This window comes from Leclercia sp. UBA2479 (assembly GCF_002341985.1).
Classification (GTDB): Bacteria; Pseudomonadota; Gammaproteobacteria; order Enterobacterales; family Enterobacteriaceae; genus Enterobacter; species Enterobacter pneumoniae.
This window is the reverse complement of the sequence record NZ_DDPB01000009.1, coordinates 1,312,648-1,336,983: the sequence shown is the minus strand read 5'-3', so window position 1 is coordinate 1,336,983 and position 24,336 is coordinate 1,312,648. Positions and strand designations below refer to the sequence as shown.

General features: G+C 53.6%; 27 protein-coding genes. 18 read left to right on the top strand and 9 right to left on the bottom strand.

Annotated features, from left to right (window positions below; all coding sequences use genetic code 11):
- Positions 1 to 87 precede the first annotated feature (87 nt).
- On the top strand, positions 88 to 543 hold the full coding sequence (locus B3B59_RS15985; RefSeq protein ID WP_286783328.1) for a DUF4385 domain-containing protein: 456 nt from the start codon (positions 88 to 90) through the stop codon (positions 541 to 543).
- Between the two features lie 152 nt (positions 544 to 695).
- Positions 696 to 2,003 (top strand): MFS transporter, encoded by a 1,308-nt coding sequence (locus tag B3B59_RS15980; RefSeq protein ID WP_046884523.1) that lies wholly within the window; start codon positions 696 to 698, stop codon positions 2,001 to 2,003.
- On the opposite strand, the gene B3B59_RS15975 is transcribed toward B3B59_RS15980, so the two are convergent.
- The 5 genes from B3B59_RS15975 to trxC all read right to left on the bottom strand — a co-directional run bounded on the left by B3B59_RS15975 (position 2,000) and on the right by trxC (position 7,722).
- On the bottom strand, positions 2,000 to 2,335 hold the full coding sequence (locus tag B3B59_RS15975; RefSeq protein WP_414671909.1) for a YfiM family lipoprotein: 336 nt from the start codon (positions 2,333 to 2,335) through the stop codon (positions 2,000 to 2,002). The two genes, B3B59_RS15980 and B3B59_RS15975, sit on opposite strands and share 4 nt — an antisense overlap.
- A 32-nt stretch (positions 2,336 to 2,367) precedes the next feature.
- The gene (pssA, locus tag B3B59_RS15970) at positions 2,368 to 3,723 is read right to left on the bottom strand and encodes a CDP-diacylglycerol--serine O-phosphatidyltransferase (protein ID WP_286809533.1); all 1,356 of its coding nucleotides are present in this window, start codon (positions 3,721 to 3,723) and stop codon (positions 2,368 to 2,370) included.
- A gap of 110 nt (positions 3,724 to 3,833) precedes the next feature.
- Positions 3,834 to 6,497: a bifunctional acetate--CoA ligase family protein/GNAT family N-acetyltransferase gene (locus tag B3B59_RS15960; protein ID WP_286809511.1), complete on the bottom strand. Its 2,664-nt coding sequence runs from the start codon at positions 6,495 to 6,497 to the stop codon at positions 3,834 to 3,836.
- Between the two features lie 35 nt (positions 6,498 to 6,532).
- Entirely contained in the window at positions 6,533 to 7,231 is a 699-nt protein-coding gene (locus B3B59_RS15955; protein ID WP_040074451.1) for a tRNA-uridine aminocarboxypropyltransferase, read from the bottom strand.
- Between the two features lie 71 nt (positions 7,232 to 7,302).
- A complete protein-coding gene (gene trxC / locus B3B59_RS15950; RefSeq protein ID WP_040074452.1) occupies positions 7,303 to 7,722 on the bottom strand; it encodes a thioredoxin TrxC in 420 nt (139 codons plus the stop codon).
- 205 nt (positions 7,723 to 7,927) lie between these two features.
- On the opposite strand from trxC, the gene B3B59_RS15945 reads away from it, so the two are divergent.
- A complete protein-coding gene (locus B3B59_RS15945; RefSeq protein ID WP_040074454.1) occupies positions 7,928 to 8,998 on the top strand; it encodes a tRNA/rRNA methyltransferase in 1,071 nt (356 codons plus the stop codon).
- A gap of 47 nt (positions 8,999 to 9,045) precedes the next feature.
- On the opposite strand, the gene ung is transcribed toward B3B59_RS15945, so the two are convergent.
- Positions 9,046 to 9,735: a uracil-DNA glycosylase gene (ung, locus tag B3B59_RS15940; RefSeq protein ID WP_286809509.1), complete on the bottom strand. Its 690-nt coding sequence runs from the start codon at positions 9,733 to 9,735 to the stop codon at positions 9,046 to 9,048.
- Between the two features lie 314 nt (positions 9,736 to 10,049).
- Between ung and grcA the strand changes: the two genes are divergently transcribed.
- Positions 10,050 to 10,433 carry an autonomous glycyl radical cofactor GrcA gene (grcA, locus tag B3B59_RS15935; protein ID WP_040074456.1) on the top strand — a complete coding sequence of 128 codons (384 nt, stop codon included), beginning with the start codon at positions 10,050 to 10,052 and terminating at the stop codon, positions 10,431 to 10,433.
- Positions 10,434 to 10,482: 49 nt separating this feature from the next.
- Here grcA and srmB read toward each other — a convergent pair whose 3' ends face one another.
- Positions 10,483 to 11,811 (bottom strand): ATP-dependent RNA helicase SrmB, encoded by a 1,329-nt coding sequence (gene srmB, locus B3B59_RS15930; RefSeq protein WP_046884527.1) that lies wholly within the window; start codon positions 11,809 to 11,811, stop codon positions 10,483 to 10,485.
- Positions 11,812 to 11,943: 132 nt separating this feature from the next.
- On the opposite strand from srmB, the gene trmN reads away from it, so the two are divergent.
- The gene (trmN, locus tag B3B59_RS15925) at positions 11,944 to 12,681 is read left to right on the top strand and encodes a tRNA(1)(Val) (adenine(37)-N(6))-methyltransferase TrmN (RefSeq protein WP_286809508.1); all 738 of its coding nucleotides are present in this window, start codon (positions 11,944 to 11,946) and stop codon (positions 12,679 to 12,681) included.
- Here trmN and nadB read toward each other — a convergent pair.
- The gene (gene nadB, locus B3B59_RS15920; protein WP_286809507.1) at positions 12,666 to 14,285 is read right to left on the bottom strand and encodes an L-aspartate oxidase; all 1,620 of its coding nucleotides are present in this window, start codon (positions 14,283 to 14,285) and stop codon (positions 12,666 to 12,668) included. The genes trmN and nadB overlap by 16 nt on opposite strands.
- A gap of 86 nt (positions 14,286 to 14,371) precedes the next feature.
- Here nadB and B3B59_RS15915 point away from each other — a divergent pair, with 86 nt between their 5' ends.
- The 13 genes from B3B59_RS15915 to acpS all read left to right on the top strand — a co-directional run bounded on the left by B3B59_RS15915 (position 14,372) and on the right by acpS (position 24,036).
- A complete protein-coding gene (locus B3B59_RS15915; RefSeq protein ID WP_286809506.1) occupies positions 14,372 to 14,653 on the top strand; it encodes a hypothetical protein in 282 nt (93 codons plus the stop codon).
- Positions 14,641 to 14,709: a rpoE leader peptide RseD gene (gene rseD, locus B3B59_RS20435; protein WP_231313890.1), complete on the top strand. Its 69-nt coding sequence runs from the start codon at positions 14,641 to 14,643 to the stop codon at positions 14,707 to 14,709. The genes B3B59_RS15915 and rseD overlap by 13 nt, the downstream gene beginning before the upstream one ends.
- A complete protein-coding gene (gene rpoE, locus B3B59_RS15910) occupies positions 14,706 to 15,281 on the top strand; it encodes an RNA polymerase sigma factor RpoE (protein WP_032613187.1) in 576 nt (191 codons plus the stop codon). Before rseD ends, rpoE begins: the two co-directional genes overlap by 4 nt.
- Positions 15,282 to 15,312: 31 nt before the next feature.
- Positions 15,313 to 15,963 (top strand): anti-sigma-E factor RseA, encoded by a 651-nt coding sequence (gene rseA / locus B3B59_RS15905; protein WP_040074461.1) that lies wholly within the window; start codon positions 15,313 to 15,315, stop codon positions 15,961 to 15,963.
- Positions 15,963 to 16,916 (top strand): sigma-E factor regulatory protein RseB, encoded by a 954-nt coding sequence (gene rseB / locus B3B59_RS15900; RefSeq protein WP_040074462.1) that lies wholly within the window; start codon positions 15,963 to 15,965, stop codon positions 16,914 to 16,916. The genes rseA and rseB overlap by 1 nt, the downstream gene beginning before the upstream one ends.
- Complete coding sequence (rseC, locus tag B3B59_RS15895) at positions 16,913 to 17,389, top strand: SoxR-reducing system protein RseC (protein ID WP_046884531.1); 477 nt, start codon at positions 16,913 to 16,915, stop codon at positions 17,387 to 17,389. The genes rseB and rseC overlap by 4 nt, the downstream gene beginning before the upstream one ends.
- Before the next feature lie 186 nt (positions 17,390 to 17,575).
- Positions 17,576 to 19,375, top strand: a complete 1,800-nt coding sequence (gene lepA, locus B3B59_RS15890) for a translation elongation factor 4 (protein WP_040074464.1) — start codon at positions 17,576 to 17,578, stop codon at positions 19,373 to 19,375.
- Between the two features lie 15 nt (positions 19,376 to 19,390).
- A complete protein-coding gene (gene lepB / locus B3B59_RS15885; RefSeq protein ID WP_040074466.1) occupies positions 19,391 to 20,365 on the top strand; it encodes a signal peptidase I in 975 nt (324 codons plus the stop codon).
- 223 nt (positions 20,366 to 20,588) lie between these two features.
- A complete protein-coding gene (gene rnc / locus B3B59_RS15880; protein ID WP_040074467.1) occupies positions 20,589 to 21,269 on the top strand; it encodes a ribonuclease III in 681 nt (226 codons plus the stop codon).
- Entirely contained in the window at positions 21,266 to 22,171 is a 906-nt protein-coding gene (gene era / locus B3B59_RS15875; RefSeq protein ID WP_040074468.1) for a GTPase Era, read from the top strand. The genes rnc and era overlap by 4 nt, the downstream gene beginning before the upstream one ends.
- A gap of 18 nt (positions 22,172 to 22,189) precedes the next feature.
- A complete protein-coding gene (recO, locus tag B3B59_RS15870) occupies positions 22,190 to 22,900 on the top strand; it encodes a DNA repair protein RecO (RefSeq protein WP_046884533.1) in 711 nt (236 codons plus the stop codon).
- A 24-nt stretch (positions 22,901 to 22,924) separates the two neighbouring features.
- On the top strand, positions 22,925 to 23,656 hold the full coding sequence (gene pdxJ, locus B3B59_RS15865) for a pyridoxine 5'-phosphate synthase (RefSeq protein ID WP_046884534.1): 732 nt from the start codon (positions 22,925 to 22,927) through the stop codon (positions 23,654 to 23,656).
- Positions 23,656 to 24,036: a holo-ACP synthase gene (acpS, locus tag B3B59_RS15860; RefSeq protein ID WP_040074471.1), complete on the top strand. Its 381-nt coding sequence runs from the start codon at positions 23,656 to 23,658 to the stop codon at positions 24,034 to 24,036. The genes pdxJ and acpS overlap by 1 nt, the downstream gene beginning before the upstream one ends.
- Here acpS and B3B59_RS15855 read toward each other — a convergent pair.
- Positions 24,033 to 24,293, bottom strand: coding sequence for a YfhL family 4Fe-4S dicluster ferredoxin (locus B3B59_RS15855; protein ID WP_040074472.1), 261 nt, complete (start codon positions 24,291 to 24,293; stop codon positions 24,033 to 24,035). The genes acpS and B3B59_RS15855 overlap by 4 nt on opposite strands.
- Positions 24,294 to 24,336 lie beyond the last annotated feature (43 nt).

Here is a 24,336-nt window from a genome sequence, read left to right as displayed (position 1 = left end):
GCGGGGTTTTTTGCTTTGCATTCGCATACGGCACGTTCACTATTCTCTGGCTAAAATAATAAAATAAATCACAGCAGTGAGGTTATTTTGCCGAACCCTCCTTTTAACTACCAACAAGATTTCGCCAACATAAACTTTCGCGAGCATCCGGAGCTCTACCAGGTCGGACGAGGAGAGCAGGGGGTGTTATTGGTTGAACCTTATAAAAGTGAAATCCTCCCCCACTGGCGCTATAAAAATGCTGAAGTTGCCACGACGTCTGCCCAGGAAATTTACGCTTTGTTCGAGCAATATCGGCAGAAGAATGACTTTGTCGGCATGGACATGGCCCGTAAATTCATTCAGATGGGATATACCCGTGCCAGACGCTATGCGAACCATAAAGGAGGAAAAAAATATGACGAAGATCGTAACGTGAAGCCATTAGATCACGATCCGGTGAAGGCCGAAGCGGCTAAAATCTTTAAAACGTGGTGGGATAAAATCCGCGCAGATGAGGACTATCTGCAACGAAAACAAGAGCATCAAAAGAAATGGGGCTAGCAGACATCACCAGAGGTTATCTTTTTTATGATTTGCCTCACAAAATTTAATGAAACATAAAAATAACAAGTTTTTTACCTAACGCTACATTTTAAATGCGGTTTTACTTGGTATGGGTGCAATGGCCCGCAATGTAAGACAGGGGATTTAAAATGACAGAAACCGTAGCCAGTACAGATACGGATCATAAACAGAGCGCGGTGCAAGATACCCGCCGCAGAATCTGGGCAATCGTTGGTGCCTCTTCAGGTAACCTGGTGGAGTGGTTTGACTTCTACGTCTACTCATTCTGTTCACTCTATTTTGCTCATATTTTCTTTCCATCCGGTAATACCACGACCCAGTTGCTGCAGACAGCAGGCGTTTTTGCAGCTGGATTTTTGATGCGTCCTATCGGTGGCTGGCTATTTGGCCGCATTGCCGATCGTAAAGGGCGTAAAACCTCTATGCTGATTTCAGTCTGCATGATGTGCTTTGGATCGCTAGTGATCGCGTGTCTGCCCGGCTATGCCGTTATCGGCACCTGGGCTCCGGCGCTCTTACTGCTCGCTCGTCTATTCCAGGGATTATCCGTCGGCGGTGAATATGGCACGAGCGCGACCTATATGAGTGAAGTTGCCGTGGAAGGCCGTAAAGGTTTTTATGCTTCCTTCCAGTACGTAACGCTCATAGGCGGTCAACTGTTAGCCATACTGGCTGTGGTGATCCTGCAGCAGGTGCTGAGCGATGAAGACCTACGTGCATGGGGATGGCGCATACCTTTTGCGCTGGGTGCAGTGTTGGCAATAGTGGCACTGTGGCTACGCCGTCAACTGGATGAAACGTCACAGAAAGAGGTGCGCTCGCTGAAAGAGGCGGGTTCATTCAAGGGGCTATGGCGCAACCGAAAGGCATTTTTGATGGTGCTCGGTTTTACGGCGGGGGGATCGCTTACCTTCTATACCTTCACTACCTATATGCAGAAGTATCTGGTCAATACGACGGGTATGCACGCTAATGTGGCGAGTATGGTTATGACCGTGGCGCTTTTTGTCTTTATGTTGATCCAGCCTGTTATTGGCGCGCTGTCGGATAAAATTGGTCGCCGTAGTTCAATGCTTATATTCGGGGGAATGTCGACGTTATGCACCGTGCCTATCCTGACGGCATTACAACATGTCTCCTCACCTTACGCGGCCTTCGCGCTGGTGATGGTGGCACTTGTTATCGCCAGCTTTTACACCTCGATCAGTGGGATTCTTAAAGCCGAAATGTTTCCAGCTCAGGTGCGTGCGCTTGGGGTTGGGTTGTCTTATGCGGTGGCCAATGCCCTTTTTGGTGGCTCGGCCGAGTATGTGGCGCTTTCATTGAAATCGATAGGTAGCGAGACGATCTTTTTCTGGTACGTCACGCTCATGGGCGCGCTGGCGTTCATCGTCTCCTTAATGCTGCACCGTAAAGGCAAAGGTATTCGTCTTTAGTGATCAGCCAGCTGCCATAGGGTATAGCCGGTGGTTGCGCCGGCGATATCCCAGGCAAAATCCTTCAAGCTCCAGCCGCTTCCAGCCGGGCGGCTGTCCCAAAATTCCTTGCTGGCCCCCAGACTGACCGAGAACATCAGTCCGTAAGCTGCGCTGCGATCGCGGCTATAGCCCTGGTGCCGGGCATATTCATTCCCGGCGGCGGAGAGCACAGCGGAAGCCAGAAAGTGTTGGGCTTTATCCTGGCCCGCCCAGCTGTCTTGTGCCATGTGGCTACAGCCGCACAGTAGACAACAGCCCAGGAGAAGGAGATATCGCACGGCAACCTCCATAAAAAAGCCCCGTCAATGACGGGGCAGGTGCATTACAGAATACGGCTGATAAGCCGATCAATACGAATGCGGCGTAAACGGCGTATCAGCTTACGCACTTTTACCGGATAGTCAGCGATACTTTGCAGATCGCGGTAGTGGTTCACTATGGTGGTGTGCGTGCGGATCAGATCCAGCTCGCGTTCACGCTGTACCGATAGCTCTTTACGCGGATCGTGGATCAGGATCGCATTCTCAAGATCAAGTCGCCATGCGCGCGGGTTAAGGTTATTCCCCGTCAGCAGCATCCATTCATCGTCAACCCACATTCCCTTCAGGTGATAGCTATTATCTTCGTGCTTCCACAGACGCACGATCAGCTGATCGGTATTTACATAATACTGAAGGCGGCTCAGGAAGCGGCGCAGGTTGATCTCGTAGAGATAAGGCAGCGCACCGATGATTTTAAAAGGTTGATCTTCAGGGATATAAAAATCGTTTGCCGTTTTATCGCCAACGATGATTTCCACTTTTTTACCATCGCGCAGTAGCTGGATGATGCTACGAACCAACACTGCCGGCAAATTGAAGTAGGGGGTACAAATCGTCAGTTTCTCGTTTGTACAGGGCATCAAATGGAAGATGGTTTTATTTAACAGGCTCGATTTGCCAAGGCCGACCAGCGGTGTAACCGAGAGCTGGTCGTTATCGGCATCGCCCTGGAAATGGAATGCAGCATCACGCAACTCCTGACGGAATAAGCGAATGTCATTTTTGATTTCCGGGCTTTTAGGGCGATGGGGATCATCAAGGCGATTAACGCCACGGCCGTGTACCAGGTTCTGATCGACCCATGCAAACATCACGTCCGTCATACGCGCATTGCGTACCAGGTGGTAACGATCGTAACGGTACTTATCAAGCTGATGCAGGTAAACGTCATTCAGGCTGGCGCCGCTATAGAGCACGCTGTCATCAATGATGAAACCTTTGAAATGCAATACGCCCAAAGCTTCACGGGTGTTTACAGGGACACCGTAAACCGGAACGTCAACGCCCGGATTCTGCTGGGCCATGCGGCAATACCAGTCAGCGTTGGTGTTAGAGGCAGCATCGCCGATGCGTCCGCGCTGTGCCCGATGCCAGTCGACCAGTACACGCACGTCCAGTTCCGGACGCTGGCGCTTTGCTTCATAAATTGCGTGTAATATAGCGCTGCCGCCTTCATCCTGTTCAAGATAAAGCGCCACGATGCAAATACGTTGCGTCGCGCTGGCAATTTTTTCCAGAAGCGTTTCCCGAAAATGGGCGGGAGCGTAAAAGAACTCGACATCATCAACTGACTGAGAAATCTTCGGTAGTTGAGCAAGGTGTTGTTGATGTTTGTTGCGCTTAAATTTTGACAACATCACAGTGCGTTTCTTCTCTGTTCATTGAAGGGTTATCTGTACTAAGCAGACAACAGAAGCGGACAATCATATCATTAGTACCCGCGAAAGTGGTCAACATTTCCAGTACCTTACTCTTGTTTACCCTGCTGCATCAGATGCAGCGTTAGCCCCACGATGCCTTCTTCAAGCTGCACATCTATGGTAAATCCAAGTTTTCGCGCCAGGGCGATCATGCCCCTATTGTTAGGCATAGTAATACCATTAAGGCGCAGTAATCCGTGATCGCGCGTATAGCTAATGAGCTTCTCCAGCAGCCGCCGCCCAAGACCTAATCCTTTCAGATCCGAGCGAACCAGCACGGCGAATTCGGCATCGACGTTATCAGGATCCGAAATGGCGCGCGTTACGCCGAGTATCTCATCACCTTCAGAGGTTCGCCGAACGGCAACAAACGCCATTTCCCGATCGTAGTCGATCTGCGTCATGTTAGCTAAATCTTCATGGGTAAATTCATTGATTTCGCTGAAATAGCGATAGTAGAGATCCTCTTTAGTCACCTGAGCGATAAAGCGCTGCAGCTGTGGTTCATCTTCCGGCAGGATAGGGCGGAACAGCGATTTTTCACCGTTTTTCATCTCGACCCACTCTTCCAGCTGCTGTGGGTAAGGGCGAATAGCCAGCCGGCTTTCGCGATCGCCGCTGAAGGCTGCTACATCCATGGTGACATCCAGAGCGGTCATCTCACTCCCTGATGCCAGCAGAGGATGAATATCCAGACGCTGAATTTCTGGGGTATCCACGATCAGGTTGGAGACTTGCACCAGGAATTGGCTCAGCCCGGCAATATCCAGAGGTCGGAGTGCACTGCGTCCGCGGATCTTTTTGCTCTTGATCGCCTGGATCACCAGATATCGTGCCAGGTTCATGTTCAGCGGCGGCAGAGCCACCACAGCCTGCTCCTCCGGATGCCATTCCACGCCCCCTTCACCAAGCATGATCAACGGACCAAATACTGGATCGTGCTCAACGACCACCCTCAACTCTTGCGCGCCGGCGCGGTTGGCCATGCTTTGTACCAACAGGCCATGGATGCGTGCCCGGGGCCAGGTCATTTTAACGCGATCGATGATGGCATCGGCCGCCTGCTGAACCTCTGCGGCTGTGCGCAGATAGAGCATGACGCCCTGAACTTCAGACTTATGGGGAATATCCGGAGAACGCAGCTTAAGGGCGACCGGATAGCCGATCTGCTCGGCGATATGTACGGCTTCAGCGCTATCGCTGGCAATCCACGTGGGTAGAGTATTCAGGCCGTACGCCTGAAGTATCGGTTGCACCTCATGGGTGTCCAGCGCACGCGCGCCCTCATCAATGGCCCGCTGTAACAGGTTACGGGCACCGCTGGTGTTCGCGGTCAGATTGCCGGGAAGCGCGGGGGTTTCACGCAACTGTTTCTGGTTACGTCGGTACTCCACCATATGCATAAACGCGGTGATAGTCCCTTCGGGGGTCCGGTAGGTCGGCAGTCCTGCTTCACTGAAAAGGCGGCGTGCCTCCTGGGATGAAAATTCACCACACCAGTTGGTCAGTACAGAGACATACTTGCCACGTTGATGATTTTTAATGCCATCAATCAGCGCCCGCGCGCTCTCGCTGCCCGGAGCCACGGCACTGGGCGAGTGAATGACCATCAGAGCATCGAAATCCTGACTGTCGAGCAGAAGGCTTAGGGCCGTTAAATAGTGCTGATTGCTGGCATCGTCACGGAGATCAAGCGGATTGCCCGGCTCAACGCCTGCAGGCAAGGCCTCGCGCAGTCGTTGTAACGTCTCTTCGCTAAGGGTGGCGAGTTTACCATTACGCAACCAGAGCTCATCGAGGGCTAGTGCGGCCGGGGCTGCGCCATTACTGATAATCATCAGCCTCTCCCCACGAAGCGGGCGCATATGGCTCAGCGTTTCAACGGCGGAGAAGAGTTCATGCGTGTCCTGCACGCGTAACAGACCCGCGCGCTGAATGGCGGCATCCCAGGCCGGATCCATTCCGGAGTGGGAGTGCAATAACCGTTGGGCTGCCGGACTACGTCCGCTTTTGATCACCAGGATAGGTTTATTGCGCGACGCGCTACGCGCCGCAGAGACAAACCGCCGCGCATCACTCAGATGTTCAAGATAGAGCAGGATAGCGCTGGTTTTACTGTCTCTCGCCAAAAAATCGAGCAGCTCATCCACGTCGATGTCGAGGCTATCACCCAGCGCGATAAAATACGAAAAGCCCATCTCACGTTGCTGAGCCCAGTCGAGAATAGTATTGGAAACCGCTGCCGACTGGGAAATAAATGCCAGCTTGCCTTTACGAATGGGCACCGGAGAAAAACTGGCATTCAGACCCTGCCAGGGAGCCAGCAGGCCGAGGCTGTTTGGGCCAAGCAAACGCATTTGATAACGTGCCGCGCAGGCCAGCAGGTCGTTGTGCTGTTCAGGAGGAGAGGAGAGGATGATGCAGGTTTTACACCCTTTCTTGCCGAGCGCTTCTAGCAGATCCAGATTGCGCCGGGCGTGCGTGCAGAGCACCGCCAGGTCGGGGATATAAGGCAAGCTTTCGACATCCGGCCAGGCAAGCACCCCCTGCACCGCCTTCCAGGCAGGGGTAACGGGCAGCACAGGCCCGCTGAAGCCGCCAGCCAACAGGTTGCGCATCATCAGATAGCCAGCGCGTTCGGGCTTCATTGACGCGCCGATAACGGCGATGGATTTGGGGCGGAGTAAGGCTTCTAACCCACGCTGGCTCATTCAGGTCTCCTGAAAGTACGAGTGACCTGATGATTTTAAACGCTTTCTGACTCGGCTGCTGTGACGCTTCCCTTATGTACGGTTTTTCCAGCCAGATAACGTTCGCGAAAACAGGAAAAATGCTGACCCAATGCGCCAGCCGCCTGGCGATCGCCTGCCAGATCCAGCAAGGCAATGGCAACCTCGGCGGTACAATACTGGCCGTCCGCATGCGCTTCACGTAGCCGGTAGGCAGAGACGCGAGAGAGATCTACAGAGATCACCGGCAGCGCATCAAGATAAGGGCTTTTACGAAACATTTTGCGCGCTTCTGTCCAGGTACCGTCCAGCATGATGAACAGCGGCGGTTTTCCCGTCGCCGGCGTCGTCAACACCTGGCGATCCGGGCCGGCATAAGAGGCGGGGAATACCACCATCGGCTGATAAGCGTCACTGGCTACCAGCTCTAGTAGCGCCTCTGGCGGCTCGGTGCGCGACCATTGAAACGCGACGGTATCTGGCAGGATATCGGCAATCAATCGCCCGGTATTGCTGGGTTTCATGGGTTCTGTATCGAACATCACCAGGCAAAAGCGGCTGGTAGCATGGCTTGGCGTCAGGGTAGCGCACAGACACTGTTTCAGCGGTAACAAACAGCGTTGGCAGCGTCGGATGCGGTTGCCACGGGCGAGAAAAGGGCGCGTTGCGCGGGCAAGGCGTTCAGCACGCAGTTGCAATACGGCGTTATCAGTCATGAGAGATGCGCAGAAAAAACGCCATTTTCGCAGAGGAGTGGGCGGGGCACAAGCGGTGTGCCCCGGGTATGTCAGAGGGATTCGTTCAGCCAGCTATCGAAGGGGGCTTTGGGTACCGCGCCGTTCAGCATATCGATGACTTCACCATTCTTGAAAATCATAATGGTGGGAATACTGCGAATGCGGAAGCGAGCACTCAGTTCGCGCTCCGCTTCGGTGTTCACTTTCACAAAGCGCATCTTCCCGCTACGCTCTTCGGCCACATCTTCAAAGATAGGGGCAAAGTTACGGCAAGGACCGCACCATGGCGCCCAGAAATCCACGACCACCGGCAGATCGTCCTTCAGCAGTTTATCCAGAGTTGCACCGGTAGCGTTGATGACATCACCATCGAACAATTCATGACCGCAACGTCCGCATTTAGCCACATCATCAATTCGGTCTTCCGGAATGCGATTAAGGGCCTGGCAGTTGGCACATACGGTATTCATAACTAACCTCAGGAATAGCAGTGGAACATAGCGGCCCAGGGCCGGAGTGTTTCTAATATGTTACATATTATCAGTGACCCTGTTTGAAACGACAATGCGTTTTATTCAATAAGAACAATAGTCATAAGCTTTGATACGAAATAATGGCTATGAGTGGATACATCGGGTAATCTGCGCGCTTCGCGCAGCGCTGGTGGAGAAAAGCATGAACGACGAACTGAAAAACAAAAGCGGCAAGGTCAAAGTGATGTATGTCCGCAGTGATGATGACTCTGATAAACGCACCGCAAATCCGCGTACCGGAAAAGGCGGCGGACGTCCGGGTCCATCTCGTGCAGACGGTGGCCGTCGCCCCGCCCGCGATGAAAGAAACAACCGCGGTGAAGACCGCAAACGCGATGACCGTAAACGTGACGATGCCGGTCGTGACGGGGGATCACCATGGCGTACCGTATCCCGTGCACCGGGCGAAGAGACCTCGGCTAAAACCGATCACGGCGGTATTAGCGGAAAAAGCTTTATCGATCCGGAAGTGTTGCGCCGTCAGCGTGCTGAAGAGACCCGCGTCTACGGTGAAAACGCATGTCAGGCTCTGTTCCAGAGCCGTCCGGACTGTATTGTTCGCGCCTGGTTTATTCAGAGCGTAACGCCGCGCTTCAAAGAAGCATTGCGCTGGATGGCGGCCAATCGCAAGGCGTACCATGTGGTCGATGATGCCGAACTGACAAAAGCATCGGGTACTGAGCACCACGGTGGCGTTTGCTTCCTGATTAAAAAACGTAACGGTACCACCGTGCAGCAGTGGGTAAGCGAGGCAGAGGCCGATGACTGTGTGTTGGCGCTGGAGGATGTGGGTAACCCGCATAACCTCGGTGCGATGATGCGCAGCTGTGCTCACTTTGGCGTAAAAGGTGTTTTACTGCAGGATGCCGCACTGCTGGAATCTGGCGCGGCTATCCGCACGGCGGAAGGCGGCGCGGAACATGTGCAGCCTATCACGGGTGACAGCGTTCTGGATGCCCTCGAGCAGTTCCGCAAAGCGGGTTACGCTATCGTAACCACCTCCAGCCACGCTGGTACGCCGCTGTTCAAAGCGACGCTGCCACGTAAAATGGTACTGGTATTAGGCCAGGAGCGAGATGGTCTGTCTGATGCTGCGCTGTCCAGTGCGGATCTGAGTGTCTCTATCGATGGAACAGGCAATGTTGAAAGTCTGAACGTTTCCGTGGCTACCGGCGTACTGCTGGCAGAGTGGTGGCGTCAGAATAAAGCCTAAGCATTGATGTTACCTGTATGCCCGGTTAACCGGGCATACAATCAAGACTACTCCCCTTCAGCCGGTAACACTGGCATCCAGTCAACAGGCTTCTCGCCGCGTTTTTCCAGCCACTCATTCGCCAGTACAAAGTGATTACAGCCAAAGAAACCGCGATGTGCTGATAGCGGTGAAGGGTGCGGCGCTTTAAGAACATGATGACGCTCCGGGTCGATAATCGCCCCTTTCTTCTGCGCATGCGATCCCCAGAGTAAAAACACCACCCCTTCGCAATGCGTGTTAATCAGACCGATCACTTTGTCCGTAAAGGTCTCCCAGCCGAGGCTGGCATGGGAATGCGCCTGGCCTGCACGTACCGTCAGCACGGTGTTTAATAACAACACCCCCTGGCGAGCCCAGCTTTCAAGATAACCGTGTTTTGGTCGGGTAAAACCGGGAATCGACCCTTCAAGCTCTTTATACATGTTCAGTAGTGAAGGGGGGATAGCAATACCAGGGCGTACGGAAAAGGCCAGTCCGTGTGCTTGTCCGGGTCCGTGATAGGGATCCTGCCCAAGGATAACCACCTTCACATCGCTCAGTTCGGTATAGCGAAAAGCGTTGAAAACATCTTTCTGTGGCGGGTAAATCGTCTGGCCGGCCTGCCGTTCAGCGGCAACAGTACTGAGGGTATTAACAAAATAGGGTTGTTGTTTCTCTTCTGCCAGTACGTCGTGCCATGTTAAGGATGTCGTCATTTCGCTCTCCTGCAAATCTCAATCGCCTAAGCTTACCTGTTAAATCCTGATGAGCAAAATTCCACGCTGAAATTGCCGCTAAGTCATTCAATTTATATTGAGTATCTGCGCGATAAATTGATTCGGTGAAGGCGTTAAATTGATCTAAAACAACAAAATCAGACCACACAGTTTGTGTGGTTGGCATTTCTGTTGATTTAAATCAATAAATGACGGGTGGGTGAGTGATATATATACACACAAGCAACAATGGTTTTACCAATTGCCCGAAGCCGGGCAGACACCAAATTAATGTAGTCTAAGGGAGACACCACATGATTACGGGTATTCAGATTACTAAAGCAGCAAACGATGACCTGTTGAACTCATTCTGGCTGCTGGATAGCGAAAAAGGCGAAGCGCGCTGTGTTGCAGCAAAAGCGGGTTTTGCTGAAGACGAAATCGTACCGGTTAGCAAACTGGGCGAAATCGAATATCGCGAAATTCCTATGGAAGTGAAACCAGAAGTGCGCGTTGAAGGCGGTCAGCACCTGAACGTGAACGTGCTGCGTCGTGAAACGCTGGAAGATGCCGTTAAGCATCCGGAAAAATATCCACAACTGACCATTCGCGTGTCCGGTTATGCAGTGCGTTTCAACTCGCTGACGCCAGAGCAGCAACGCGACGTTATCGCGCGTACCTTTACTGAAAGCCTCTAAGGTTCAGTTATTGGGCAAAAAAAAAGCCGGGTTATCACCCGGCTTTTTTTTACTCTTCAGTTTTGGATTCGGCCGCCGAACTGCTTGGCTTACGACGCTTACCAATGTTTTTGGTGTCGCGGTGGCGCTGTTTAACGCGTGGCTTCTCTTTTTCTTTCTCTTTTCTCTCTGCACGTTTCGCGAGTGCTTTTTTGGACGGTTTACCCGTCATTTTCTCACTCGGTGCACGCGTGGTCGGACGAAGCTCATCGATAACACGCGCTTTCAGCGGCTCCTCGACGTAGCGGCCGATTTTCTGCAGCAGCAGGTAGTCATGCGCCTCGACCAACGAAATCGCAATACCTTTACGGCCAGCACGACCCGTACGGCCAATGCGGTGCAGGTAGGTATCGCCGCTACGTGGCATATCGAAGTTGATGACATGGCTCACGTCAGGGATATCGATACCACGCGCCGCAACGTCGGTAGCGACCAGGACATTCACGCGGCCATCGGTCAAACGCTTAATCCCTTCAGTACGCTTGACCTGCGCCATCTCACCTTCGAGATAACAGTTATTGATCCCGGCGTTACGCAGCATTTCTGCTAACTCATGCACACGCTCACGCTTGCGTACAAACACAATGGTACGGGTCGCATCGTCCTGTTTGAGCAGGTGCTTCAGCAACTCCACTTTGTGCTCGAGGTTATCGGCGCGGTAATACCACTGATGAATTTTCTTGCGCTCACGGGTGGATGGCGTGGCTGACACTTCTACGGGATCTTCCAGCAGACGCTCTGCAAAGTCTTTGATGGCATCGCCTTCCAGCGTTGCGGAGAACAGCAGGGTCTGTTTACGCCAGCGAGTTTCACCGGCGATATGTTCGATATCTTGCGCGAAGCCCATGTCCAGCATGCGGTCAGCTTCGTCCAGAATGAGTGTCTCAACGGCGCGGCAGTCGAAGTTCTCTTCTTTGATGTACTGCAGCAGACGGCCCGTTGTGGCAACCACAATATCCTGGTTTTCGCTGAATACTTCGGCGTGGTTCATATAGGCTACGCCGCCGGTGATAGTGGCGATGTCCAGATGGGTATTCGCCGCCAGTTCACGCGCATGTTCGGCAACCTGTGTCGCCAGTTCGCGGGTAGGCGTCAGGATTAAAATGCGCGGTGGGCCTGATTTTTTACGGGGGAAATCGAGCAGATGCTGCAACACCGGCAGCAAGTATGCTGCTGTTTTCCCCGTGCCGGTTGGCGCAGAACCGAGCACATCACGGCCCTCCAGTGCAGGCGGAATGGCCGCAGCCTGAATGGCGGTCGGGCGTGTGAAGCCTTTGCTCTCAAGCGCATTGAGCAGGCTTTCATCGAGTTCAAGTTCGGAAAAAGTCGTTACAGTCATGTTCTACCTCTGTGTGGGGCGCTGATTATAGACGTTACCGCTGCAATCTTCATCTGTTTGTGTGGATATCCCTTTTCCACCGTTACGCTTTCCCCTATGCTACTTCAGTTTCGTTTAGAAGGTTGCTCTGACATGTCTCAACTCAAAGCGCAATTGCGCCGCGATGGATTTACGTTTAAACAATTTTTCGTTGCACACGATCGCTGTGCAATGAAAGTGGGTACCGATGGCATCCTGCTTGGCGCCTGGGCGCCGGTAGCCGGCGCTAAACGTATTCTGGATATTGGCACCGGGAGCGGCCTGCTGGCGCTTATGCTGGCGCAGCGAACGGAGCAGTCGACGACCGTCGATGCCGTCGAGCTGGATCCCGATGCAGCAGAGCAGGCGAGCGAAAACCAGGCCGAATCGCCCTGGGCCTCGCGCATCACTATTCATTGTGCGGATGTCCTTAGCTGGGCGCCAGAACAAACCGCACGTTATGATCTTATCGTGAGTAATCCGCCTTATTATGAACCCGGCGTCGAGTGTGCGACGCCGCAGCGCGAACAAGCGCGATATACCGGTTCACTCAGCCACAGTGCCTTGCTTGCCTGTGCCGCGGCGCTTATTTCGGAAGAGGGATTTTTCTGTGTCGTGCTGCCGGAAAGCACGGGTAGCCATTTCATAAATATGGCGACAGAGATGGGCTGGCATCTGCGCCTGCGCACCGATATCGCCGATACCGAAGGCAGGTTGCCGCACCGGGTGCTGCTGGCCTTGTCGCCGAAAGAGGGAGAGTGCTTCAGCGACAGAATGGTTATCCGTGGCTCAGACCAGCGCTATTCCGAGGATTACACCGCGCTGACCCACCCTTTCTATCTCTTTATGTGAGCCAGCGGCGAGAGCACGGACGGCCCGGAGTGTTCCAGTTGCTCCGGATAATCCAGCGTATAGTGCAATCCGCGGCTCTCTTTACGCATCATCGCACAGCGAACAATCAACTCTGCCACCTGCACCAGGTTACGTAGCTCCAGCAAATTGTTAGAGACGCGGAAGTGGGCATAGTACTCATCAATTTCTTGCTGCAACATGGTAATACGACGCAGGGCGCGCTCCAGACGTTTGCTGGTGCGTACGATACCGACGTAATCCCACATAAACAGGCGCAACTCATGCCAGTTGTGCTGGATCACGACCAGTTCATCCGGATTTTCGACCCGGCTCTCATCCCAGGCGGGCAGGGTATGGGCATGGCGCGCATAGGGCATGCGCTTAACGATATCTTCCGCCGCCGACCAACCGTACACCAGACACTCCAGCAGAGAGTTAGAGGCCATGCGGTTTGCGCCGTGCAGGCCGGTATAACTCACTTCGCCAATCGCATACAACCCATCCACATCGGTACGACCATGATCGTCCACCATCACGCCGCCGCAAGTGTAGTGCGCGGCAGGTACTACGGGTACCGGATCCCGGGTGAGATCAATGCCTAATCCGAGCAGCTTTTCGTAGATTGTCGGGAAATGCTGACGGACAAACTCGGCGGGCTTATGGCTGATGTCCAGATACATACAGTCCACTCCCAGGCGTTTCATCTCATGGTCGATAGCGCGGGCAACAATGTCACGTGGGGCAAGTTCGCCTCGCGGATCAAAGTCGGGCATAAAGCGTGTGCCATCGGGCCGCTTCAGGTGTGCGCCTTCACCGCGCAAGGCTTCTGTTAGCAGAAAATTGCGAGCTTGCGGATGGAAGAGGGCTGTCGGGTGGAACTGATTAAATTCCAGATTCGCCACACGGCAGCCTGCACGCCACGCCATGGCGATACCATCTCCTGAGGAGATGTCCGGGTTAGTGGTGTACTGATAAACTTTTGACGCACCGCCGGTGGCCAGCACAACGGCTTTGGCCTGACAGGTTTCAACCGTCTCTTTATTACGGTTCCAGACCCAGGCCCCGACAACCCGACGCGTGCCGGGCAAGCCGATTTTGTCAGAGACAATTAAATCTACGGCGTTGCTGCGCTCCAGCACCTGGATATTTGGGTGACTCAACGCCTGGCTCACCAGGGTGGTTTCCACCGCTTTACCCGTGGCGTCGGCAGCATGCAGAATACGGCGATGGCTATGACCGCCTTCACGCGTCAGGTGATAACCCTCTTCCCCGTTTGGCTGCACGTGGGTATCAAACAAAACACCCTGATCGATCAGCCACTGGACGCAGTGGCGTGCGTTACTGGCAACATATTCTGCGGCGTGTTTATCAACAATTCCGGCCCCGGCAATCAGGGTGTCTTCAACATGTGAAGCTATGCTGTCTGTTTCGTCAAACACGGCTGCGATACCGCCCTGGGCGTAGAAAGTTGACCCTTCGCTTACCGGACCTTTACTCAGGACAATGACTTTTTGGTGTTTGGCGAGCCGCAGGGCGAGAGAGAGGCCCGCTGCACCACTGCCGACGATCAGGACGTCGCAAGAGAGTTCTGGAAGTGTGTTCATGATCTTTGTTTAATTTACTAAACAGTGTCTGGCCAGCATAGCACCCGAATGCGAGAAATCGCACGTTTTTTTTACTGGGTGTTGCAATGACTAAACAAGCCTGGGGGGCCACTCTGGGGCAAAAATGGGAGAAATATTTTGCGAAGCAGATCGTTAGCTTCAGATTATGTGGTGAAATAAAGCCCGCGTTGCGGTACTCTGCTGGCGGAAATGCCATTTCTTATCAGAAACTGGGTGTGTATCGTGAACAGACTTATAATGATAGAAAACGAACAGTCTGCGGCGCGATTAACAAAAACAAAGGCGTGACGGAACTTTTTAAGAAAACAGCCCTCTACACAACTGCTTGCTCACAGTGCAGTGTTTAGAGTGGCGTTTCGATAACGCGTGGATTTTAGGTTTGGGGAGACATTACCTCGGATGAGCGAGCAGTTAACGGACCAGATTCTGGTTGAACGGGTCCAGAAGGGAGATCAGAAAGCTTTTAACCTACTGGTGGTGCGCTACCAGCATAAGGTGGCGAGTCTGGTTTCCCGCTATGTACCTTCAGGGGATGTCCCTGATGTCGTACAGGAATCTTTTATTAAGGCCTATCGCGCGCTGGAATCATTCCGGGGGGATAGTGCTTTTTATACCTGGCTGTATCGAATTGCTGTCAATACGGCAAAGAATTACCTGGTCGCTCAGGGCCGTCGTCCGCCTTCCAGTGATGTTGATGCGATAGACGCAGAAAACTTCGAAAGCGGCGGCGCGTTGAAAGAAATTTCGAACCCTGAGAACTTAATGTTGTCAGAAGAACTGAGACAAATAGTTTTTCGTACCATCGAGTCGCTTCCGGAAGATTTACGCATGGCAATTACGTTGCGGGAGCTTGATGGCCTGAGCTATGAAGAGATAGCCGCTATCATGGATTGTCCGGTTGGTACGGTTCGTTCACGTATTTTCCGTGCGCGAGAAGCTATTGATAATAAAGTTCAACCGCTTATCAGGCGTTGACGATAGCGGGATACTGGAAAAGGTATTAGGCATGCAGAAAGAACAACTTTCCGCTTTAATGGATGGTGAAACGCTGGACAGTGAGCTGCTTCATGAGCTCTCTCGCTCTCCTGAGATGCAAAAAGCCTGGGAGAGTTATCATCTTATTCGCGATTCTATGCGCGGCGATACCAGCGAGCTCCTCCATTTCGATATCTCGTCACGCGTAATGGCGGCGATAGAGAACGAACCTGTTACTCAGGCCACTCCGCTGATCCCTGAAGCCCAGCCTGCACCACACCTGTGGCAAAAAATGCCATTCTGGAATAAAGTGCGCCCGTGGGCGAGTCAACTGACCCAGATGGGTGTCGCAGCTTGCGTGTCGCTTGCGGTTATTGTTGGCGTCCAGCAGTATAACAGCCAATCTGAAGTCAACCAGCAACCTGAAGCGCCAGTGTTTAACACGCTGCCGATGATGGGCAAAGCCAGCCCGGTTAGCCTGGGTATTCCTTCCGACGCGTCGGCGGGTGCTGGCCAGCAGCAGCAGGTACAGGAGCAGCGTCGTCGCATTAATGCGATGTTGCAGGACTATGAATTGCAACGTCGTTTGCATTCAGAGCAGCTTCAGTTTGAACAGGCACAAACCCAGCAAGCCGCTGTGCAAGTGCCCGGGAACCAAACTTTAGGAACGCAATCGCAGTAATGAAGCAACTTTGGTGCGCCATGTCTTTGATGGCGGGTAGCTTGCTCTTCTCTGTCAACGCCTCGGCTGATGTATCGTCCGGGGCGTTGTTGCAGCAGATGAACCTCGCTAGCCAGTCACTCAACTATGAACTGGCTTTTATCAGTATCAATAAGCAGGGCGTCGAGTCGTTACGCTATCGCCACGCCCGTCTTGATAAACAGCCTCTCGCTCAGCTCTTGCAGATGGATGGCCCGCGCCGTGAAGTTGTGCAGCGTGGTAATGAAATCAGCTATTTTGAGCCTGGCCTTGAGCCTTTCACCCTTAATGGCGACTACATCGTCGATTCGCTGCCATCGCTGGTTTATACCGACTTTAAGCGTCTTGCCCCCTACTACGACTTTATTTCCGTTGGCCGTACGCGCATTGCAGACCGGTTATGTGAAGTCATCCGGGTCGTGGCCCGGGACGGGACGCGCTACAGTTATATCGTCTGGATGGATGCCGAAACCAAGCTTCCGATGCGGGTCGATCTACTTGATCGCGATGGTGAAACGCTGGAACAGTTCCGCGTGATCTCCTTCAGCGTCGATGATCAGGTCGGCAATAGCATGCAGAATCTTGCTAAAGCCAGTCTGCCGCCGCTGCTCTCTGTACCGGTAGGGGATACCATTAACTTTAACTGGGCCCCGACCTGGATCCCGCAAGGGTTCAGCGAGATCTCCAGCAGCAAACGCCAGCTTCCTACGATTGATACGCCGGTTGAATCGCGTCTCTACTCGGATGGTCTGTTCAGCTTCTCGGTGAATATCAACCGCGCCACCGCGATCAGTGCCGACCAGATGCTGCGTACCGGTCGTCGCACTGTGAGCACGACGGTGCGTGATAATGCCGAAATTACGGTCGTGGGTGAGCTTCCGCCGCAAACTGCAAAGCGTATCGCCGACAGTATCAAATTTAGGGCAGCACAATGATTAAAGAGTGGGCTACGGTCGTATCATGGCAAAATGGCGTCGCGCTGGTGAGTTGCGACGTTAAGGCCTCCTGCAGCAGCTGCGCCTCCCGCGCAGGATGCGGCAGCCGCGTGCTGAATAAACTGGGCCCGCAAACTACCCACACGCTTTCCGTTCCTAGCGAGCAACCGCTGGTGAAAGGGCAAAAAGTGGAGTTGGGGATTGCCGAAGCGAGCCTGCTGGGCTCGGCGATGCTGGTTTATCTCTCTCCGCTGGTGGGCTTGTTTGCCGTGGGTGGTCTTTTCCAGCTCCTGTTTGCCACCGATCTTGCCGCCATGTGCGGGGCCGCTCTTGGCGGCGTAGGCGGTTTTTTGCTGGCGCGGGGGCTTTCGCCCAGGCTTGCTGTGCGCGATAACTGGCAGCCAACCATTCTCAGCGTTGGCTTACCACCCGACGAACTGCGCGTTGAAACACTATCCTCAGAGGCCCGGTAAATACACCGGGCTTTATCTATGTTTGATTCTTATAAACCAAAACCCTCAAACTTAGCGCTATACCTGAATTCAAGAGCATTTCCTGGTGACGAAGATGTAGTGTAGAATGCTGCGTTTTCGCACTGAAAAACGTCAGGCTAAGAACAGCGGCCTCCAGGAATTCGTAAGGCAAAATTATTTAACTATATGAAGAACATACGTAACTTTTCGATCATAGCTCACATTGACCACGGTAAGTCGACGCTGTCTGACCGTATTATCCAGATTTGCGGTGGCCTGTCTGATCGTGAAATGGCAGCCCAGGTTCTGGACTCCATGGACCTGGAACGCGAACGCGGTATCACCATTAAAGCCCAGAGCGTAACGCTCGATTATAAAGCGTCTGACGGTGAAACTTATCAACTTAACTTTATCGACACCCCAGGCCACGTTGACTTCTCCTATGAAGTTTCCCGCTCGCTGGCGGCCTGTGAAGGCGCGCTGCTGGTGGTAGATGCCGGGCAGGGCGTAGAAGCCCAGACCCTGGCGAACTGCTACACCGCGATGGAAATGGACCTGGAAGTGGTGCCGGTACTGAACAAAATCGACCTGCCTGCCGCCGATCCTGAGCGCGTAGCGGAAGAGATTGAAGATATCGTGGGCATTGATGCCACCGATGCTGTGCGCTGCTCCGCGAAGACCGGCGTAGGTGTTCCGGATGTGCTGGAACGTCTGGTCCGCGATATCCCTGCTCCTGAAGGCGACCCGGATGCACCGCTGCAGGCACTGATCATTGACTCCTGGTTCGATAACTATCTGGGTGTTGTCTCGCTGGTACGTATTAAAAACGGCACCATGCGTAAAGGCGAAAAGATCAAGGTTATGAGCACCGGCCAGGTCTATAACGCCGATCGCCTGGGTATCTTCACCCCGAAACAGGTTGACCGTACCGAGCTGAAATGCGGCGAGGTAGGCTGGCTGGTCTGTGCAATTAAAGACATCCTCGGTGCGCCGGTTGGCGATACCTTGACGGGCGCCCGTAATCCGGCTGATAAAGCACTGCCTGGCTTTAAAAAAGTGAAGCCACAGGTATATGCAGGTCTCTTCCCGGTCAGCTCTGATGATTATGAAAACTTCCGTGACGCGCTTGGCAAACTGAGCCTGAACGATGCTTCTCTGTTCTATGAGCCAGAAAGCTCCACGGCGCTGGGCTTCGGCTTCCGCTGCGGCTTCCTCGGCCTGCTGCACATGGAGATCATTCAGGAACGTCTGGAGCGTGAGTACGATCTGGATCTGATCACCACCGCGCCGACGGTAGTTTACGAAGTGGAAACCACCTCGAAAGAGGTCATCTACGTCGATAGCCCGTCCAAGCTGCCGCCGCTGAACAACATTTCTGAGCTGCGCGAGCCTATCGCAGAGTGTCACATGCTGCTGCCGCAAGAGTTCCTCGGCAACGTCATCACCCTTTGTATTGAGAAGCGCGGCGTACAGACCAACATGGTTTACCACGGTAACCAGGTGGCGCTGACTTACGAAATCCCGATGGCGGAAGTGGTACTCGACTTCTTCGACCGTCTGAAGTCGACGTCCCGTGGCTACGCGTCACTGGATTACAACTTTAAACGCTTCCAGGCTTCCAACATGGTACGTGTAGATGTGCTGATTAACAGCGAGCGTGTCGATGCGCTGGCGCTGATCACGCATAACGACAACGCACCATACCGCGGGCGTGAGCTGGTTGAGAAGATGAAAGAGCTGATCCCGCGTCAGCAATTTGATATCGCGATTCAGGCGGCCATTGGCAACCACATCATCGCGCGTTCTACCGTGAAACAGTTGCGTAAAAACGTTCTGGCAAAATGCTATGGCGGTGACGTCAGCCGTAAGAAAAAGCTGCTGCAGAAGCAGAAAGACGGTAAGAAACGTATGAAGCAGGTTGGTAACGTTGAGCTGCCGCAGGAAGCGTTCCTCGCCATTCTGCACGTAGGTAAAGACGGCAAATAATCCTAAGGAGTTGGCATGGCGAACATGTTTGCCCTGATCCTGGTCATTGCGACGCTGGTGACGGGTCTATTGTGGTGTCTGGATAAGTTTATTTTCGCCCCGAAACGTCGTGAACGTCAGGCTGCCGCGCAGGCAGCCACTGGCGACGGGCTTGATGCGAAGACCCTGAAAAAAGTCGGCCCGAAACCGGGCTGGCTGGAGACAGGGGCTTCGGTCTTCCCGGTGCTGGCGATTGTGCTGGTGGTACGTTCATTTATTTATGAACCTTTCCAGATCCCATCAGGTTCGATGATGCCAACGCTGCTGATTGGTGACTTCATCCTGGTTGAGAAGTTTGCCTACGGCATTAAAGATCCTATCTACCAGAAAACGTTGATCGAAACCGGTCATCCGAAACGCGGCGATATCGTGGTCTTTAAATACCCCGACGATCCGCGTCTGGATTACATCAAACGTGCGGTGGGTTTGCCTGGCGATAAAGTCTCTTACGATCCAGTTGCGAAAGAAGTGACGGTACAGCCTGGCTGCAGTTCTGGTACGGCCTGTGAAAGCGCGCTGCCCATTACCTACTCCAACGTAGAGCCGAGTGACTTCGTGCAGACCTTTGCCCGTCGTAACGGCGGTGAAGCTACCAGCGGTTTCTTCCAGATGCCAAAAGGCGAGACCAAAGAGAACGGTATCCGCCTGACTGAGCGTAAAGAGACGCTGGGTGACGTCACGCACCGTATTCTGACGGTGCCTATTGCGCAGGATCAACTGGGGATGTACTACCATCAGTCCGGTCAGCAGCTGGCTTCCTGGATTGTGCCACCGGGCCAATACTTCATGATGGGTGATAACCGCGATAATTCTGCGGACAGCCGTTACTGGGGCTTTGTGCCGGAAGCGAATCTGGTCGGTAAAGCGACCGCCATCTGGATGAGCTTCGAGAAGCAGGAAGGCGAATGGCCGACCGGGGTACGTCTAAATCGTATCGGCGGGATCCATTAATTCGTGATATCTGAACACATCGCCCTTTATCTTAAGGGCGATGTGAATTATTTAAGCGATAAATCTCTCCAGACTAACGACAACCCCTGTCGTTGTGTATAGAATATTCCCCCGAAGTTTAAGGTTGGCGCTGAATCAGTGCCACGGCACACGAAACCGCGTTGGCTTTCTCAGGTCGGTTTCGTGTGCTGCATTTTTGACGCATTCATTCTATTGGTATCGCATGAACCCCATCGTAATTAATCGGCTTCAACGGAAGCTGGGCTACACTTTTCAGCATCAGGAGTTGTTGCAACAGGCATTAACCCATCGCAGTGCCAGCAGCAAACACAACGAACGTCTCGAATTTTTGGGCGATTCCATTTTAAGTTACGTTATTGCCAATGCGCTTTATCACCGTTTCCCACGAGTGGACGAAGGGGATATGAGCCGCATGCGTGCAACGCTGGTTCGCGGTAACACGCTGGCAGAAATTGCGCGTGAGTTCGAATTGGGTGAGTGCCTGCGTCTGGGGCCGGGCGAACTGAAAAGTGGCGGTTTCCGCCGTGAGTCCATTCTTGCGGACACGGTCGAAGCCTTAATCGGTGGCGTTTTCCTCGACAGCAATATTCAGACCGTCGAGCAACTGATTCTTAACTGGTATCAGACCCGTCTGGACGAAATTAGCCCAGGCGATAAACAAAAAGATCCGAAAACGCGTCTGCAGGAATATCTGCAGGGTCGTCACCTTCCGCTGCCATCTTATCTGGTGGTGCAGGTCCGTGGCGAAGCGCACGATCAGGAATTTACCATCCATTGCCAGGTCAGTGGCCTGAGTGAACCGGTGGTGGGCACAGGTTCTAGCCGTCGTAAGGCGGAACAGGCTGCCGCCGAACAGGCGTTGAAAATGCTGGAGCTGGAATGAGCGAAGAGAAAACCTATTGCGGATTTATTGCCATCGTTGGTCGCCCAAACGTTGGCAAATCCACCCTGTTGAATAATCTGCTTGGGCAGAAAATTTCTATCACCTCTCGTAAGGCGCAAACCACGCGCCACCGCATCGTCGGTATCCATACGGAAGGCGCGTATCAGGCGATTTATGTCGATACCCCAGGCCTGCACATGGAAGAGAAGCGTGCGATCAACCGTCTGATGAACAAGGCGGCGAGCAGCTCTATCGGTGACGTTGAGCTGGTGATTTTTGTTGTGGAAGGCACCCGCTGGACGCCTGACGACGAAATGGTGCTCAACAAACTGCGTGATGGGAAAACCCCGGTGATCCTGGCGGTCAACAAAGTTGACAACGTGCAGGAAAAAGCCGATCTGCTGCCGCATCTGCAGTGGCTGGGCAGCCAGATGAACTTCCTCGATATCGTACCGCTGTCTGCAGAGACCGGTCTGAACGTGGATACCATCGCGGGCATCGTGCGTAAACATCTGCCGGAAGCGATCCATCACTTCCCGGAAGAGTACATCACCGATCGTTCTCAGCGCTTTATGGCCTCTGAGATCATCCGTGAAAAGCTGATGCGTTTTCTTGGCGCGGAGTTACCGTACTCTGTCACCGTTGAGATCGAACGTTTCCAGACGAACGAGCGTGGCGGCTATGATATCAACGGCCTGATCCTCGTGGAGCGTGAAGGGCAGAAGAAAATGGTGATTGGCAACAAAGGCGCCAAGATCAAAACCATCGGTATTGAAGCTCGTAAAGACATGCAGGAGATGTTCGAAGCACCGGTTCACCTGGAGCTGTGGGTGAAGGTGAAATCTGGCTGGGCCGATGACGAGCGTGCACTGCGCAGCCTCGGTTACGGCGAAGATCAGTAACGCAAGACGACGAACAGTATGGAAGGTTGGCAGCGTGCCTTCGTTCTCCATAGTCGTCCCTGGAGCGAAACCAGCCTGATACTGGACGTCTTCACGGAAGAGTCGGGCCGCGTGCGCCTTGTGGCTAAAGGCGCACGTTCCAAACGTTCTAATCTGAAAGGAACTTTACAGCCTTTCACACCGCTGCTGGTCCGCTTTGGTGGGCGAGGGGAGGTCAAAACCCTGCGCAGCGCCGAAGCCGTCTCCCTGGCACTTCCCCTCTCTGGTATCACCCTTTATAGCGGCCTGTACGTCAACGAACTCATCTCACGCGTGCTTGAGCATGAGACTCGCTTCTCTGAACTTTTCTTCGACTACCTGCACTGTATCCAGGCCCTGGCGGGGGTAACTGGCTCGCCTGAACCCGTCCTGCGCCGTTTTGAGCTGGCGCTGCTTGGCCATCTGGGTTACGGCGTAGATTTTCTTCACTGTGCAGGCAGTGGCGATCCGGTGGAAGAGACCATGACCTACCGCTACCGGGAAGAGAAAGGATTTATCGCCAGTATTGTGATTGATAATAGTACCTTTACCGGGCGTGACCTGCGCGCGTTAGCCGAGCGGGAATTTCCGGATGCAGAGACCCTGCGGGCGGCAAAACGCTTTACCCGTATTGCGCTGAAGCCGTATCTTGGAGGCAAGCCCTTAAAGAGCCGCGAATTATTCAGGCAGTTTATGCCCAAGCGTAAATGAACAACGAGAAAACCGAGGATTGTCATGGCTGAATTACTGTTAGGCGTCAATATTGACCATATCGCCACCCTGCGTAACGCGCGCGGCACGGCCTATCCGGACCCGGTACAGGCCGCGTTTATTGCTGAGCAGGCGGGGGCCGACGGCATTACGGTTCACCTGCGTGAGGACCGCCGTCACATCACCGATCGCGATGTACGGGTGCTGCGTCAAACGCTGGATACCCGCATGAACCTCGAGATGGCGGTGACCGAAGAGATGCTGAACATCGCCGTTGAGACGCAACCTCATTTTTGCTGCCTGGTACCAGAAAAACGTCAGGAAGTGACCACTGAAGGCGGCCTCGACGTTGCCGGCCAGCTGGAAAAAATGCGCGATGCCTGCACACGTCTGGCAGATGCCGGTATTCTGGTCTCGCTGTTTATTGATGCCGATGAGGCGCAAATCAAAGCCGCAGCAGACGTGGGTGCGCCCTACATCGAAATCCACACCGGTTGCTATGCGGATGCCAAAGACGAAGACACCCAGGCAAAAGAGCTTGAGCGCATCGCCAAAGCCGCGACCTACGCCGCGAGCCTCGGACTGAAGGTCAATGCCGGTCATGGCCTTACCTACCACAACGTGAAAGCCATCGCCGCCATTCCGGAGATGCACGAGCTGAATATTGGTCACGCCATCATTGGCCGTGCGGTGATGAGCGGCCTGAAAGAGGCGGTGGCAGAGATGAAACGCCTGATGCTGGAAGCCCGTCGCTAATGGCTATTCTTGGCTTAGGCACGGACATCGTTGAGATTTCGCGTATTGAAGCGGTGATTGCCCGTAGTGGCGATCGCCTTGCCCGTCGCGTACTTAGCAATAACGAGTGGGCCATCTGGGAGACGCACCAGCAGCCGGTGCGTTTTCTGGCTAAACGTTTTGCGGTGAAAGAGGCGGCGGCGAAAGCATTCGGCACGGGGATCCGTAACGGGCTGGCTTTCAATCAGTTCGAAGTTTTTAACGATGAGCTGGGCAAGCCGCGTCTGCGTCTGTGGGGAGAAGCGTTAAAACTGGCTGAGAAGCTGGGGGTAGCGCATATGCACGTCACGCTGGCGGATGAGCGCCACTACGCCTGCGCAACGGTCATTATTGAAAGTTAGATCTTATCCGCGTGGTGCATCAGTACAAATTTATCCCACAGCTGCTCTTCTGATTCAGTGTGTGCCGGATCCTTGAGAATGGTATTCGGGATTGGGCACACTTTCTGACAGGTCGGCGTCTCGTAATGGCCAACACACTCGGTGCAACGGTCGCTGTTAATCTCATAAATGCTATCACCCATGGAAATGGCCTCGTTAGGACATTCGGGTTCGCACATATCGCAATTGATACATTTTTTGGTAATTAACAGCGCCATCAGGTAATTCTCAGAAACATCACAAACAGGGCGGGCATTATAC

Excerpts from the sequence above, each read along its gene's own strand:
- recO (WP_046884533.1), top strand. The coding sequence starts at position 22,190 with ATGGAAGGTTGGCAGCGTGCCTTCGTTCTCCATAGTCGTCCCTGGAGC.
- trmN (WP_286809508.1), top strand. The coding sequence starts at position 11,944 with ATGTCTCAACTCAAAGCGCAATTGCGCCGCGATGGATTTACGTTTAAA.
- B3B59_RS15975 (WP_414671909.1), bottom strand. The coding sequence starts at position 2,335 with ATGGAGGTTGCCGTGCGATATCTCCTTCTCCTGGGCTGTTGTCTACTG.
- srmB (WP_046884527.1), bottom strand. The coding sequence starts at position 11,811 with ATGACTGTAACGACTTTTTCCGAACTTGAACTCGATGAAAGCCTGCTC.
- B3B59_RS15960 (WP_286809511.1), bottom strand. The coding sequence starts at position 6,497 with ATGAGCCAGCGTGGGTTAGAAGCCTTACTCCGCCCCAAATCCATCGCC.
- B3B59_RS15855 (WP_040074472.1), bottom strand. The coding sequence starts at position 24,293 with ATGGCGCTGTTAATTACCAAAAAATGTATCAATTGCGATATGTGCGAA.
- grcA (WP_040074456.1), top strand. The coding sequence starts at position 10,050 with ATGATTACGGGTATTCAGATTACTAAAGCAGCAAACGATGACCTGTTG.
- acpS (WP_040074471.1), top strand. The coding sequence starts at position 23,656 with ATGGCTATTCTTGGCTTAGGCACGGACATCGTTGAGATTTCGCGTATT.
- pdxJ (WP_046884534.1), top strand. The coding sequence starts at position 22,925 with ATGGCTGAATTACTGTTAGGCGTCAATATTGACCATATCGCCACCCTG.
- lepB (WP_040074466.1), top strand. The coding sequence starts at position 19,391 with ATGGCGAACATGTTTGCCCTGATCCTGGTCATTGCGACGCTGGTGACG.
- rseA (WP_040074461.1), top strand. The coding sequence starts at position 15,313 with ATGCAGAAAGAACAACTTTCCGCTTTAATGGATGGTGAAACGCTGGAC.
- rseC (WP_046884531.1), top strand. The coding sequence starts at position 16,913 with ATGATTAAAGAGTGGGCTACGGTCGTATCATGGCAAAATGGCGTCGCG.
- rseB (WP_040074462.1), top strand. The coding sequence starts at position 15,963 with ATGAAGCAACTTTGGTGCGCCATGTCTTTGATGGCGGGTAGCTTGCTC.
- era (WP_040074468.1), top strand. The coding sequence starts at position 21,266 with ATGAGCGAAGAGAAAACCTATTGCGGATTTATTGCCATCGTTGGTCGC.
- pssA (WP_286809533.1), bottom strand. The coding sequence starts at position 3,723 with ATGTTGTCAAAATTTAAGCGCAACAAACATCAACAACACCTTGCTCAA.
- ung (WP_286809509.1), bottom strand. The coding sequence starts at position 9,735 with ATGACGACATCCTTAACATGGCACGACGTACTGGCAGAAGAGAAACAA.
- lepA (WP_040074464.1), top strand. The coding sequence starts at position 17,576 with ATGAAGAACATACGTAACTTTTCGATCATAGCTCACATTGACCACGGT.
- B3B59_RS15955 (WP_040074451.1), bottom strand. The coding sequence starts at position 7,231 with ATGACTGATAACGCCGTATTGCAACTGCGTGCTGAACGCCTTGCCCGC.
- B3B59_RS15980 (WP_046884523.1), top strand. The coding sequence starts at position 696 with ATGACAGAAACCGTAGCCAGTACAGATACGGATCATAAACAGAGCGCG.
- rpoE (WP_032613187.1), top strand. The coding sequence starts at position 14,706 with ATGAGCGAGCAGTTAACGGACCAGATTCTGGTTGAACGGGTCCAGAAG.
- B3B59_RS15915 (WP_286809506.1), top strand. The coding sequence starts at position 14,372 with ATGACTAAACAAGCCTGGGGGGCCACTCTGGGGCAAAAATGGGAGAAA.
- nadB (WP_286809507.1), bottom strand. The coding sequence starts at position 14,285 with ATGAACACACTTCCAGAACTCTCTTGCGACGTCCTGATCGTCGGCAGT.
- trxC (WP_040074452.1), bottom strand. The coding sequence starts at position 7,722 with ATGAATACCGTATGTGCCAACTGCCAGGCCCTTAATCGCATTCCGGAA.
- B3B59_RS15945 (WP_040074454.1), top strand. The coding sequence starts at position 7,928 with ATGAACGACGAACTGAAAAACAAAAGCGGCAAGGTCAAAGTGATGTAT.
- rnc (WP_040074467.1), top strand. The coding sequence starts at position 20,589 with ATGAACCCCATCGTAATTAATCGGCTTCAACGGAAGCTGGGCTACACT.